This window comes from Flavobacterium sp. WC2509 (assembly GCF_052683105.1).
The window spans coordinates 597,006-609,918 of record NZ_JBQZFG010000001.1 but is presented as its reverse complement, the minus strand read 5'-3'; the positions used below and the strand labels follow the sequence as shown (position 1 = coordinate 609,918).

The window sequence follows — 12,913 nt, the reverse complement described above, 5'->3', positions numbered from 1 at the left end:
CGGGAACGTACAGCCCGACCCTTGGGGAACGCCCAAATTATTATGTTACAATTTGAAATAATCGATGTAATTGTCTAAATCTTTGTCACCACGACCTGAAAGACTAATTACCACAATATCTGTTGGTTTGAATTTTTTCTGATCTAAAACGGCAAAAGCATGTGCGCTTTCGATGGCCGGAATGATACCTTCTAATTTGGTAAGCTGTAAACCGGCATTCATGGCTTCGTCATCGGTTACTGAAAAGAATTCGCCACGACCGCTTGTTGCCAAATGGGCGTGCATAGGACCAACACCTGGGTAATCCAGACCTGCTGAAATCGAATAGGGCTCAGTAATTTGACCATCAGGAGTTTGCATTAATAGGGTTTTGCAACCGTGAATAACGCCCACTTTTCCTAGTTTACTGGTGGCCGCGCTATGACCACTGTTAACGCCTTTTCCAGCAGCTTCGACAGCAATGATTCCAACTTCAGGCTCGTGTAAAAAGTGGTAATAAGTTCCTGCAGCGTTGCTACCACCACCGATACATGCAACAACATAATCTGGGTTTTCACGACCTTCTTTCTCTTTTAACTGCCATTTAATTTCCTCGGAAATGATGCTTTGAAAACGAGTTACCATGTCTGGATAAGGATGAGGTCCAATAGCAGATCCGATGATATAATGCGTATCTACAGGATTGTTGATCCAATCGCGGATAGCTTCGTTGGTAGCATCTTTTAAAGTTCTTGAACCCGAAAGCGCTGGACGAACTTCGGCACCTAGCATTTTCATACGGGCTACGTTTGGAGCTTGACGAGCAATGTCGATTTCACCCATGTACACAATGCATTCCATACCCATCAAAGCGCAAACAGTTGCTGTTGCCACTCCATGTTGCCCTGCACCTGTTTCAGCAATGATACGTTTTTTGCCTAGTTTTTTAGCTACTAATATTTGTCCAATAGTATTGTTGACTTTATGTGCACCAGTATGATTTAAATCCTCTCTTTTGAGATAGATTTTGGTATTATATTTTTCAGATAGTCTTTTAGCAAAATATAGAGGACTAGGACGGCCTACGTAATCTTTTAGAAGTTGGTCAAACTCTGCTTTAAACTCAGGTTCGGCTGTGATTTCTAAATATTTTTGACGTAATTCTTCTACATTTGGGTATAACATTTCGGGAATGTAGGCTCCTCCAAATTCACCGTAATAGCCTTTTTCGTTAACGTTGTATGACATTTTATATTTTTTTATTGTTTTCACTGCAACGTCTTATTCGTTGCGTTTGTTGTTGCGTTTAGACGTTGCAGTGCAACGTCTCTACATAATTGTACGTTTTTTAATCCTGGTTCAATTTCAAATTTACTATTTATATCTATTGCATAAATGGGTAAATTGGTTTTTGATATTTCGTTTATCGAATCCAATTCGGCAATCCCGATTCCGCCGCTAAGGAAGAATGGTTTTGTGGATGGATACTTTTCTAATATTTTCCAATCGAAAGTGGTTCCATTGCCTCCTGGTAATTTTCCTTTGGTGTCAAAAAGGAAATAATCGCAAACGGATTCATAAGGCTCTAAAACACTGAAATCAAAATTCTCGTCTGCCGAAAAGACTTTGATAATTTCAATTGAAGCCGCTAATTTAGTTTTTAATTCTGAACAAAACGCAACTGATTCTTGACCGTGTAATTGAACGGCCTGCAAATCGTATTTAGCAATTTTTTCTTCAATAACAGAAATACTTTCATTTACAAAAACTCCTGTTTTTTTTATTGATTTTGGTAAATCTGGCATTGTTCCATCAAAATAACGTGCCGATTTTTCCCAGAATATAAAGCCCATATAATCGGGTAGGAGCGAGCCTACTTCGAGCATATTGTCGGGGTATTTCATTCCGCAGATTTTGAGTTTCATTTTTTTTTTGCTTTAAGCTTTAAGCTTTAGGCTTTAAGCTGTTATTCTTTGTGCTTATTGCTTACAGCCTATAGCCTATAGCTGTCTAATAAATTCCGTTGCTGCTTTACCTGCATTATCGGTTTTCATGAAATTTTCTCCGATCAAGAAGCCTTTGTATCCGTAAGGTTTAAGTTCGTTGATAGCTTCAATTGATGAAATGCCACTTTCGGAAACTTTTACAAAATCATTCGGAATTTGGTCAGCTAATTGTTTGCTGAAATCAAGGCTTACTTCGAAAGTTTTTAGATTTCTATTGTTTACTCCAATCATGTCCAATGTTGGCATGATTGATTTTTCTAATTCTTCTTGATTATGAACTTCCAATAAGACTTCTAATCCTAAACTTTTTGCAAATTCGGATAATGATTTGATTTCCTCGCGAGTTAAAACTGCTGCGATTAATAAGATCAAATCGGCTCCGTGTGCTTTGGCTTCAAGGATTTGGTATTCGTCTACAATGAATTCTTTTCGTAAAAGCGGAATATTTACTGAGGCTCTGGCCAAAAGTAAATCATCTAATGAACCACCAAAATATTTACCATCTGTAAGAACTGAAATTCCACAAGCGCCTGCATCTTCGTATCCTTTTACTACTTCCTCAACCGTAAAATTTTGATTGATAATTGACTTTGAAGGCGAACGACGTTTGTGTTCGGCAATGATTCCTGTGTTACTGTTCCTTAAATTTTGACTTAAAGAAATCGTCTTTTTTCCAAAGAAGACAGAAGCTTCCAATTGTGAAACTGGAATGATGGATTTCTTGAGGATAACTTCTCTTTTTTTGTCAACTATGATTTTATCTAAAATATTCATTTTTTTTATTTTGCCACAAAATCACAAAAAAATAATTCGTGCTAATTCGTGAAATTTGTGTTTGTTTTTATCTACTTAATTCTTGTAATTTATTTAAAGCTGTCAATCCTTTTCCCGAAAGTAAGCTTTCTTTAGCTAATTCAAAACCTTCTATTGGAGTACATCCATTTACGGTAGCAATTGCCATTGCTGCATTGGCACAAACTACATTGTTTTGAGCTTCAGTTCCTTTTCCTGAAATGATATTTATAAACATCTCAGCCGATTCATCGATGGTTTTTCCTCCTTCGATTTCATTTTCCTGTAATTGTCGAACGCCAAAATCAGATGGATTTAGTATGCCTTCTTTAGTACGGGTAATAATTTTAGTTGGGCATGTCAAAGATACTTCATCATAACCATCAAGTGAATGTAAAATTGTAAAATTGACTGGAGTGTTTTGATATAAATACCCATACATTCTAGCCAGTTCAAGATTAAAAACCCCTACCAATTGGTTTTGGGGAAATGATGGATTTACCATTGGTCCTAACATATTGAAAAAGGTTTTTACTCCCAGTTCTTTTCGAATTGGTCCAACGTTTTTCATAGCAGGGTGAAACAAAGGCGCGTGTAAAATGGCAATCCCAGCTTGATCAATACATTTTTCTATAAAATCATTATCATTGCTGAATTTAATGCCCAGCTTTTCCATCACGTTACTAGAACCAGAAATAGAAGAAACCCCGTAATTTCCATGTTTTGCTACTTTTATTCCTGCTCCTGCGGCAACAAAAGAGGCTAATGTCGAAATATTAAAAGTGTCTTTTCCGTCTCCTCCAGTTCCACATAAATCGATGGTATTGTAATTTGACAAGTCCATTCGAATGCATAGTTCTAAAAGAGCTTCTCTAAATCCAGCCAATTCTTCGATACTGATGCTTCGCATCATATATACCGTTAAAAATGCCGAAATCTGACTTGGATTATAGCTTCCACTAGAGATATTTACCAATACATTTTTGGCTTCTTCCTTTGTGAGAATTTCGTGGTTGATTAGTCTATTTAATATGTTTTTCATTTTTTTATTTGTTTACGTAGAGACGTTGCATTGCAACGTCTCTACTACATTTTTAATGTTCGTTTCCAGAATAAATCCACATTGGTTCTGTATTACCGGCGCGTTCAAAACCATTTTTTTTATAAAAATCAATTGATTTCCCATCGGCAGTCAGCATTTGCATGTGAAAGTGACTGTATTTCTCCTGCATTTTGTCAACAATCATTTTTCCAATTCCTTTTCCTTGATATTCAGGAAGGACTAATAAATGCGGGTAATACACCGTTAAATGTCCATCAGAAATTGCATTTCCAAGTCCAACCAATTTATTGTCTTCCCAAGCGGTAATTAGTGTTTCAGAATTCAATAATCCATTGTACAATTGCGTTGGTTTCTCAGCCGAACTCCATTCATTTGCTTTGTAAAGGACTAATATATCATCAATATTTATGTCTTTAGTTTCGGAAATTGTAATGTTCATTTTTTTTAAGATGCTAAGTTTCTAAGATACTGAGTTTTTATTTTTAAATTAAAACTGTGACTTATCACTAATTACTATTCACTTTTTTATGTTCTGACATATATTTTAAATAATCAACAATTTCCTGAGACTGCTGTTTTGTGATTCCCAATGTCGGCATTTTTACTTTGTTTCTAAAAGATGCCGGATTCACGATATAATCAACCAATTCGTTTTCTTTCCAATACTCAGTCACACTTTTGGGATAATTTAATTCCGGTCCCATTTCTCCTCCAATTCCGTTTATGGCATGACAGGTAATACATTGTTTTTGATATAATACAAAACCTTTTGTTACTTTTTCATCATCTATTGGCTTCAAAGCATTATTTATGTTTTTTGAAACTAATTGAAATTTGATAACATTGTAGGGCCATTTGTATTCCTGATTATCTGTTGGAACTGATGTGTAAACCAAATAAAAAGGATCTGCATTCATCTCATTTCCATCTTTGATAATTCTTTCCCAATTAGAACCTTTTGCTGCGTCAATATCTTTAAAAGCCAAATACGGTTTGGCTTTTAAAAACAATTCAAGAGGCATTTCTGGTTTATAACCGTCGATACATTCAAAAACTATTAATGTGTTTTTTATATCAACTTTTGATAAATCAATCTCCTTTTTTACAATTGCTGATGCGTTTACAGCCAAATATTTTTTTGTCTTATGATAAACAGGATCATTTTCAACAATTACTAAAGTGTCTTTTCCTAATTTATTCTTTTTTTGCAAATCCAATAAATCCAAAATAATTTCAGCTTGGGCATTAACTGTCTGCTCTATTTTTTGCTCTTTCTTCTGATTACAAGAAATAAAGCCTAAAATAAATACACAAAAAAGGATACTATGTATTTTGACTATTTTCATTTTTTTAATCACAATGTATATGCGTTGCGGTAGAGACCTAGCAATGTGTAGAGACGTTGCACTGCAACGTCTCTACGATTACGAATTTACCCAGTTTTCTAACATCTTTTTTCCATTTGGAGTCAAAACACTTTCAGGATGAAATTGTACGCCTCTTACGTCGAATGTTTTGTGTCTTAAAGACATTACTTGACCATTTTCGTCAAAAGAAGTGGCTTCCAAAACATCTGGTAAATCAGTATTTACTACCCAAGAATGGTAACGACCTACTTCAAATTCGTTTCCTAATCCTTCAAATAATAATTCATCATCAACTACGCTTTTTACTAAAGTAGCTACGCCATGATATACTTTATCCAAATTAGAAAGGGTTCCTCCAAAAACTTCTCCAATAGCTTGTTGTCCAAGACACACTCCGAAAATACTTTTGGTTGGTGCGTATTTTGCAATTACTGCTTTCAATAACCCTGCTTCATCTGGAATTCCAGGTCCTGGAGAAAGTAAAATTTTGTCGAAACCTGAGATTTCATCAATATCAAATTCATCGTTTCTGTAAACGGTTACTTCGCAATCTAAATCTTCCAGATAGTGTACCAAATTATAAGTGAAACTATCGTAATTGTCTATAACTAATATTTTTTTCATGTTTTTATTGAAAAATTGAAAGATTTAAAGATTGAAAAATTCTAATGTTTCGGCAATCTTTAAATTCTTAAATTATTTAAATCTTTAAATTCTTTATATTGTTTCAGCTAAATCTAATGCTTTGTTCAGAGCCAATAATTTATTGTAAACCTCCTGCATTTCGCTTTCTTCGCTTGAATCGGCTACAATTCCTGCACCAGCTTGGCAATGCAATTGGTGGTTTTTACTCAAGAATGTTCGAATCATAATGGCGTGATTAAAGTTACCTTCAAAATCCATGAAACCAATAGCGCCACCATAAAAATTACGGTTGGTTTTTTCGTAATCTTCTATTAATTGCATCGCTCTGTGTTTAGGAGCACCACTTAAAGTTCCAGCAGGGAAAGTATCGGCAACGACCTGCATAGTTGTCGCTTTTTCATGTAAATGCCCAGTTACTTTAGAAACCAAATGGATCACATGAGAGAAATACTGAACTTCTCTGTATCTTTCTACTTCTACACCATGACCGTGACGGCTTAAATCATTTCGAGCCAAGTCAACCAACATTACATGTTCGCTGTTCTCTTTTTTATCTTCCGATAATTTTTTAGCAAGAACGGCATCTTTTTCATCATCTCCAGTTCGTCTGAAAGTTCCAGCAATAGGATGAATTTCAGCTTTGCGGTTTTTTACGATAATTTGAGCTTCGGGTGAAGAACCAAATATTTTGAAATCGCCATAATCAAAAAAGAATAGGTAAGGGGATGGATTGATGCTTCTTAATGCTCTGTAAACATTGAATTCGTCACCTTTGAATTTTTGTGAAAATCGACGGGATAATACTAATTGAAATACATCTCCTCTATGACAATGTTTTTTGGCTAAAGCAACATTGTGTTTGAATTCTTCGTCAGTTAAGTTAGAAACACCTTCTCCTTCTCTTGAAAATTTATAAGAAGCAATGTTTCTGGACTGCAATAATTGTTCAATTTCCGAAATATTGTTTCTTCCATCCACGCTGTGACAGAAAATATAAGCTTCGTTTTTGAAGTGGTTAATAGCAATTATATTTTGGTACACTGCATAATACATATCAGGAATAGTGGTCTCCTCATCTTTTTTGGCAATTGTTACTTTTTCGAAATAACGAACGGCATCATAAGAAATGTAACCAAACAATCCGTTGTTAATGAATTTGAACTCCGTTTTATCGGATTTGAATTGTCCTGAAAATTCCTGAATTACTTGAGGAACATCGGTGTTTGAATCGATTGAAATTTCTTCAGTGCTTCCGTCAGGAAAAGTTTTAAAAATAGTTTCGTTTTCAATTTTTATAGATGCAATTGGATTACAGCATACATACGAAAAGCTGTTGTCGTTTCCATGATAATCACTACTTTCTAATAATAAGCTATTCGGGAATTTATCTCTGATTTTGAAATAAATACTTACCGGTGTTATTGTATCGGCTAGTATTTGTTTGTAATTGGTTTGTAGTTTATAGGTTTGCATATTTTTATATTGCTTTGATGATTTTTTAATTTTTGGCTTTATTTTGAAATAAAAAAAAGGCTTGTCGTGATGACAAGCCTTTATATATTTATAGTTCAAATAATACTATAGGAGCTTAGTTCACGACGTTTGACGTAAATTGTTCCACCACCAAGTATTGTTTGTTATTGTTATCATGTTCTTTTCTGTTGAATGCAAATATATAAATGATATTTGTTATGACAAAGAGTATGAAATAAAAAAAAAGATTTTTTTCTTGAATTTTTGTTAAATATTAATAGTTAGAATGCCAAAACTACATTCATCTCAAAATCATCATAAATTGTTTTATCTCCCAAATCATCAAAATAGCTGCCCGAACCATATTTTATATCATATTTGGTTCGATTTACTTTTAAGTAAGCAGTAGCTTTGTTTTTTCCAATCATAACCAGATCAAATTGTATGGAGTTTGTAATTCCTTTGATGGTCAAGTCTGCATTGATTAGGTAGGTGTCATTTCCTTTTGAGGCAATACTTTTAAAGACTAATGTAGCGGTTGTGAAATTTGCTGTGTTAAAAAAATCTTCTGATTTTAAATGCCCTTCTAGTTTTTGTTTGGAGCTGCCCGTTTGATCATTGTTGGATAAAGTGGTCATATTTGCGGTAAAGCTTCCCCCTGTAACTTTCTTGTCTTTAAAAATAAGATACCCATCTCTAAAATTAACGGTTCCTTCGTGTTCACCCGTTATTTTTTTTCCTACCCAATTAATGATACTCTTTGAGGCATCAATTTTGTACGTTTGAGCATTTCCTTCTTGAAACATCAAAAGAATGAATACTACAAGGCTAAATGATTTAAAGTTTCTCATATTTCTTTAGATTAAATTGATAAAAAAGTAAATAATAATGCAGGTTGATTTGATTTTAATTAATAGATAACGAAATCGATTGAAATAAAATTAATGATGATAAGTGTTATTATAGAAATTACATATAAAGTTAAATAATTTTTTTGTAATTGGTTTATTTTTAGTCTATTATTTTGTAGGTGTATTTTTAATTTTTGAAACTGTTTAGCATGTCGTTTATATAATTCTTTTGGACTAATTAATGGGCTAAAAACAACGAAGCCTGATAGAATATCAGGCTTCAAAAAAATCAAAAAAAAAACTTATTTACTTGCTAAAGGATTTGTGCTTTTTACTCTAAAATCGGGTGATTCTTTAACGTCAGATTGTGTGTATAATTGGGGCATAGTCAATTTTGTTAACTCTATTGAGAAAGTATCACTATTGTACCAGTTATCTAATTCTGAATTATAGTTGGCGCTTTCACTCAAAACCACACCACGACATCTATTAACCTGAATTCCTTGAATGTTTATTTTTGCCAAATTTGCAGGAAAAGCACCAATTTTATTTTCAAGTAAAACACAGCTGCTAAAACCATCAATAATACTATTGTTCATATTGAAGTAGCTTTTATCTTTAATATAAATCGCTTCTCTAACTAAACCTTGATCATTATCTTCCGTATTAATCAGCGTAATGTTATTCGCTGTAATTTTAGTTAATTTTTTGGTCTCATCAGCATTTTCAATTTTGTCGTATGAATCAATTTCAAAGCAACGAGAACCTGATACATCCGAAGAAAATGGATTACGAATAGCAATACTATTAGAGATAGTACATTGGACGCCTTGAGTGAAATCAAAATCATCGTCGGTTGCTCTATAGGATACTAAATTACTGAAGTTAACATCTCCACCATAAGATTCAAAAGAATCATCATTTGAAAAGCTAATTTGAATAAATTCAAACTTAGTTCCTCTTCCAACACCGCCCAATGATAATCCGTTCAGTTCTTTAAGGGCATTTATTTTATGTCCAGAATATTCTATACGTACATATTTTAGGATGCCCGAATTGCTATTTGGGTTTTGCCCTCCATAATAACTAACAGTAGAATCTAGATTGAAATCTAAAAAACTTGTACCTCCAATTTTATTAATAGGAGCATCTCCAAGTATAATAATACCACCCCAATCGCCTGGTTTTCTCATTAAATTAGAGTTGTTTGAAGTGAAAACAATAGGTTCTGCAGCAGTACCTTCAGCAATAATTTTGCAGTCTTTGGTAATTACAAGCGTTCCACAAGATTTATTATCACCTCTTATTACGGTTCCCGGTTCAATTGTTAAAACAGCTTTATTGGTAACATAAACAGTCCCAATTAATTTGTAAGTATTGTTTTTTGTCAGTTTTAGGTCTTTGTCAATAACGCCAGTCAAAATTTCGGTAGCTTCTTTATAAGCAGTCGTGGCTGGTTTAAAATTAGTCCAATTGGCTAACCAGTTGTTATTACCAATAATTCCTTTTGTTTGTTGAGCATTGGATGAAATATTTGAAAATAAAATGAGAATGAATATGTATAGTTTTGTTTTCATAACAATAAATTTTGCTGTTTTTTATTTTAACTATGCAAAATTACCGTAACAATATTTTGGACGCATTTTCTAAACGTTAACCGTTTATAAATTTTAAGTTAAAGACGCATAAAACAAGGAATTTTAGTAATAAATAAGGATAAATGGTTAAAAAAAAGATCTTGTTTATTTGGGCATGACCACAAGGGTCAGGCTGTCCATTGTATCTTTTATTTTCCTAAAGAAGGAAAATAAAAGGATGCCATTTCCATCCTTCATGCAATTTCATTTTTAAAACAGCTTTTGGGTTTAATTTAAATTTAGACTAAAAAAATACCCTCAGCAAAAAATGCTGAGGGTACTTTCTAAAATTAAATTCTATGTGATTTGCATATCAAAAATGGTATTTGTTACCAATTTGTAGTTATGCTCATTTATAAAATTAAAACTGTAAATTAACTTTAAGTTCAAATTCATCATAGATAGCTTTGTCACCAATGCTTTCGAAGAATGATTTAGAGTTGTATTTAATATCATATTTAGTACGGTCTACATTGAAAGTTGTAGATGCAGTATTTCCTTTTACAGCGATATCAAAAGTAACTGGTTTAGTAATTCCTTTGATAGTCAAATCAGATGTTACAGTATAAACGTTGTTTCCTTTAGGAGCAATAGTTTTGAAAACTAAAGTTGAAGTTGGGAATTTTTCAGTTCCAAAGAAATCTTCTGATTTCAAGTGACCGTTTAATTTTCCTAAGTACTCACCTGTAAGATCTGTAGCTGTTAATGAAGTCATATCAACAACAAAAGTTCCTCCAGTTAATACATTTTTTTTGAATACTAAAGCACCACTTTTAAAAGCTACTGTTCCAGAATGTTGTCCAGTTACTTTTTTAGCAAGCCAGTTGATGTTACTTTTTGCAACGTCTATTTTTTTTGTTTGAGCAGTTACTGCTAGTGTAGACAATGCTACTACGAATGCTAATGCAATTGTTTTTAAATTTTTCATAGTTTTAAAATTTGTTTAAGAGTGTTTGATTTGAATTAATAATTATTATAAAGTGATAAATAAGTCTTCTTGTGATTTTCTAACTTTTTTGTAAAATTGAGTAGTATCATCTTCATGACGGTATCCAACAGTTGCAATAAGAGAAGCATTAAGGTTTAATTTGTCTAAGCCTAATATTTCGTTTACTTGAGCAGGAACAAAACCTTCCATTGGGGTTACATCAATTTTTAGTTCGGCAGCAGCATTTAGTAAGTTTCCTAGAGCTAAATACGTTTGTTTTGATGCCCAAGTATTTTTAATCGCAGGTTCTAATGTTGATATTTTAGATTTCATAAAATCACCATATCCAGCCAATGCTTCAAGAGGAGTTTCTCTTTCAACACTAATTGTATTCAAGAATGCATCAATAGCATCGTCACCAACATTGGTTTCATTTGCAAAAATGAATAAATGAGAAGCTTCTACTATTTGTGATTGTCCCCAAGCTGCTGGTTGTAATTGCGCTCTTAGTTCTGGATTTTCTACGATGATTACTTTGTACGGCTGTAATCCGTATGAAGAGGAACTCAAACGAATTGCTTCTTTTAATGTGTTTAAGTCTTCTGCTGAAACTTTTTTAGTAGCATCAAATTTCTTTGTTGCGTATCTCCAATTCTGATTATTTAAAAAATTGCTCATGATTATATTTGTTTATTTAGTTCTATATTTTTCTAATAATATGTTTAGTTGCTCTTGCTCTTCTTTATTTAAATTATTAGCAAAAAAATCTTCATGTTCTTTAACTTTAGGATCTAATTCAGCTAATAAGTCTAATCCTTTTTGGGTGATTAAAACTTCAATTTTTCTTCTGTTGTTTGGACAAACATTGCGAGTAACTAACTCTTTCAATAATAATTTATCAACTAATCGCGTTGTGTTACTTGTTTTGGCCAACATCCTTTCTTGTATGATACACATATTGGCAGGGCATCCTTTTTGTCCTCTTAATATTCGCAATACATTAAATTGCTCGCTAGAAATATCATAAGGTTTCATAAGATCATTGAAACGTTCCGTAACTACATTTACTGTGTACATAATATTCAAAACGATTTGTTTTGATTTGCTATATTCAACTGTGCTTTTTAATTCATCTTCAATCTTCATGGCGGCATAATCTTTATTTGTTGGTACAAATGTAACATTTTTTATATTTGTATATACAAATGTTTAAATTAATTTTTTGTTAATTTTTTTTAATAAGTCAGAAAGCTGATTTTTAAAATGCACAAATGGTTGAATTTTAATTTTTTAAAATTATTAAAAAAAAATCAATAAAAATAAAAATCCCGTTAAAATATATTAATTCTAGAGAATAAGTATAAATTAAATTTTTAGAGGGGTATCTAATTCTGAATTTCCATCGTTTAGGACGTATTTCTGATAATAACTTACTAATACTATTTAAATAACTTAGCTAAGGGAAGTGATTTTGTCTTAACTTCAGTTACAAATAATTGGGCAACCATTTCAGCTCCTTTAACATTTACGTGAGTGGAGTCTTTTTTGCTTCTAGCGAAATTGTAGATTTCTTTAGATTTCTCAGGTCCCATTTCAGTTACTAATTTGCGAGTAGCAGCTTCCATATCAATATAAGGAGTTTTTGTTTCCTTTGCGATTTCTTGGGCTGCTTTTATGTAATCTCCATGGGTGTCGATTAAATTTCCTTTTCCATCAAAATGACGACGAACAATTGAAGAACAAACAATTGGAATAGCTCCTTTTTTGCGAGATTCCTCTATAAATTTTTGCATGTTATTTTTAAATGTTCCAAAAGGTTCTGTATGAAGTTTTTCTTCTGTTTTCTCGTCGTTGTGTCCAAATTGGATAACTACATAATCACCTTTTTGTAAACTATCTGAAACCGTTTTCCATCTGCCTTCGGTTATAAAGCTTAATGTACTTCTGCCACTGGCGGCATGATTATGTACCACCGCTTTATCGGTAACAAAATTAGCCAAAGCAACACCCCAGCCTGATTCAGGAAGTCTTTCTGGTTTTTTGGCAGCCATAGTTGAGTCACCAATTAACCAAATATTTGTTTGCTTAGGGCTGCTAAAAGAAAAAATTATTGTGGCAACAACTAATAGAACTAAGATTCTTTTTATTTTATTCATTTTAATAAAATTTATT

Annotated in this window: 14 protein-coding genes; all 14 read right to left on the bottom strand. The window is 32.8% G+C overall.

Going from position 1 to position 12,913, the window contains the following annotated elements; genetic code table 11:
• Positions 1 to 45 precede the first annotated feature (45 nt).
• The 14 genes from trpB to ACUN3A_RS02305 all read right to left on the bottom strand — a co-directional run bounded on the left by trpB (position 46) and on the right by ACUN3A_RS02305 (position 12,897).
• Positions 46 to 1,227: a tryptophan synthase subunit beta gene (trpB, locus tag ACUN3A_RS02370; protein ID WP_445549749.1), complete on the bottom strand. Its 1,182-nt coding sequence runs from the start codon at positions 1,225 to 1,227 to the stop codon at positions 46 to 48.
• Positions 1,228 to 1,247: 20 nt separating this feature from the next.
• Positions 1,248 to 1,883, bottom strand: a complete 636-nt coding sequence (locus tag ACUN3A_RS02365) for a phosphoribosylanthranilate isomerase (RefSeq protein ID WP_445549748.1) — start codon at positions 1,881 to 1,883, stop codon at positions 1,248 to 1,250.
• Between the two features lie 96 nt (positions 1,884 to 1,979).
• Complete coding sequence (gene trpC / locus ACUN3A_RS02360; RefSeq protein WP_445549747.1) at positions 1,980 to 2,759, bottom strand: indole-3-glycerol phosphate synthase TrpC; 780 nt, start codon at positions 2,757 to 2,759, stop codon at positions 1,980 to 1,982.
• 67 nt (positions 2,760 to 2,826) lie between these two features.
• Entirely contained in the window at positions 2,827 to 3,819 is a 993-nt protein-coding gene (gene trpD, locus ACUN3A_RS02355; RefSeq protein WP_445549746.1) for an anthranilate phosphoribosyltransferase, read from the bottom strand.
• Positions 3,820 to 3,871: 52 nt separating this feature from the next.
• Complete coding sequence (locus ACUN3A_RS02350) at positions 3,872 to 4,279, bottom strand: GNAT family N-acetyltransferase (protein ID WP_445549745.1); 408 nt, start codon at positions 4,277 to 4,279, stop codon at positions 3,872 to 3,874.
• A gap of 67 nt (positions 4,280 to 4,346) precedes the next feature.
• Entirely contained in the window at positions 4,347 to 5,186 is an 840-nt protein-coding gene (locus ACUN3A_RS02345; RefSeq protein WP_445549744.1) for a c-type cytochrome, read from the bottom strand.
• 78 nt (positions 5,187 to 5,264) lie between these two features.
• Positions 5,265 to 5,831 carry an anthranilate synthase component II gene (locus ACUN3A_RS02340; protein ID WP_445549743.1) on the bottom strand — a complete coding sequence of 189 codons (567 nt, stop codon included), beginning with the start codon at positions 5,829 to 5,831 and terminating at the stop codon, positions 5,265 to 5,267.
• 93 nt (positions 5,832 to 5,924) lie between these two features.
• Entirely contained in the window at positions 5,925 to 7,325 is a 1,401-nt protein-coding gene (locus ACUN3A_RS02335) for an anthranilate synthase component I family protein (RefSeq protein ID WP_445549742.1), read from the bottom strand.
• A 281-nt stretch (positions 7,326 to 7,606) separates the two neighbouring features.
• Entirely contained in the window at positions 7,607 to 8,176 is a 570-nt protein-coding gene (locus ACUN3A_RS02330; protein ID WP_445549741.1) for a YceI family protein, read from the bottom strand.
• 302 nt (positions 8,177 to 8,478) lie between these two features.
• Complete coding sequence (locus ACUN3A_RS02325; protein WP_445549740.1) at positions 8,479 to 9,753, bottom strand: hypothetical protein; 1,275 nt, start codon at positions 9,751 to 9,753, stop codon at positions 8,479 to 8,481.
• Between the two features lie 421 nt (positions 9,754 to 10,174).
• Positions 10,175 to 10,741 (bottom strand): YceI family protein, encoded by a 567-nt coding sequence (locus tag ACUN3A_RS02320; protein ID WP_445549739.1) that lies wholly within the window; start codon positions 10,739 to 10,741, stop codon positions 10,175 to 10,177.
• Between the two features lie 45 nt (positions 10,742 to 10,786).
• Positions 10,787 to 11,419: an NAD(P)H-dependent oxidoreductase gene (locus tag ACUN3A_RS02315; RefSeq protein ID WP_445549738.1), complete on the bottom strand. Its 633-nt coding sequence runs from the start codon at positions 11,417 to 11,419 to the stop codon at positions 10,787 to 10,789.
• Positions 11,420 to 11,431: 12 nt separating this feature from the next.
• Positions 11,432 to 11,887 carry a MarR family winged helix-turn-helix transcriptional regulator gene (locus ACUN3A_RS02310; protein ID WP_445549737.1) on the bottom strand — a complete coding sequence of 152 codons (456 nt, stop codon included), beginning with the start codon at positions 11,885 to 11,887 and terminating at the stop codon, positions 11,432 to 11,434.
• A 293-nt stretch (positions 11,888 to 12,180) separates the two neighbouring features.
• A complete protein-coding gene (locus ACUN3A_RS02305; RefSeq protein ID WP_445549736.1) occupies positions 12,181 to 12,897 on the bottom strand; it encodes a rhamnogalacturonan acetylesterase in 717 nt (238 codons plus the stop codon).
• Between the last annotated feature and the right edge of the window lie 16 nt (positions 12,898 to 12,913).

Bases quoted from the DNA above. Each gene is read 5' to 3' on its own strand.
- ACUN3A_RS02340 (WP_445549743.1), bottom strand. From the start codon at position 5,831: ATGAAAAAAATATTAGTTATAGACAATTACGATAGTTTCACTTATAAT.
- ACUN3A_RS02305 (WP_445549736.1), bottom strand. From the start codon at position 12,897: ATGAATAAAATAAAAAGAATCTTAGTTCTATTAGTTGTTGCCACAATA.
- trpC (WP_445549747.1), bottom strand. From the start codon at position 2,759: ATGAATATTTTAGATAAAATCATAGTTGACAAAAAAAGAGAAGTTATC.
- ACUN3A_RS02345 (WP_445549744.1), bottom strand. From the start codon at position 5,186: ATGAAAATAGTCAAAATACATAGTATCCTTTTTTGTGTATTTATTTTA.
- ACUN3A_RS02330 (WP_445549741.1), bottom strand. From the start codon at position 8,176: ATGAGAAACTTTAAATCATTTAGCCTTGTAGTATTCATTCTTTTGATG.
- ACUN3A_RS02335 (WP_445549742.1), bottom strand. From the start codon at position 7,325: ATGCAAACCTATAAACTACAAACCAATTACAAACAAATACTAGCCGAT.
- ACUN3A_RS02320 (WP_445549739.1), bottom strand. From the start codon at position 10,741: ATGAAAAATTTAAAAACAATTGCATTAGCATTCGTAGTAGCATTGTCT.
- trpB (WP_445549749.1), bottom strand. From the start codon at position 1,227: ATGTCATACAACGTTAACGAAAAAGGCTATTACGGTGAATTTGGAGGA.
- ACUN3A_RS02315 (WP_445549738.1), bottom strand. From the start codon at position 11,419: ATGAGCAATTTTTTAAATAATCAGAATTGGAGATACGCAACAAAGAAA.
- ACUN3A_RS02325 (WP_445549740.1), bottom strand. From the start codon at position 9,753: ATGAAAACAAAACTATACATATTCATTCTCATTTTATTTTCAAATATT.
- ACUN3A_RS02365 (WP_445549748.1), bottom strand. From the start codon at position 1,883: ATGAAATACCCCGACAATATGCTCGAAGTAGGCTCGCTCCTACCCGAT.
- ACUN3A_RS02310 (WP_445549737.1), bottom strand. From the start codon at position 11,887: ATGAAGATTGAAGATGAATTAAAAAGCACAGTTGAATATAGCAAATCA.
- trpD (WP_445549746.1), bottom strand. From the start codon at position 3,819: ATGAAAAACATATTAAATAGACTAATCAACCACGAAATTCTCACAAAG.
- ACUN3A_RS02350 (WP_445549745.1), bottom strand. From the start codon at position 4,279: ATGAACATTACAATTTCCGAAACTAAAGACATAAATATTGATGATATA.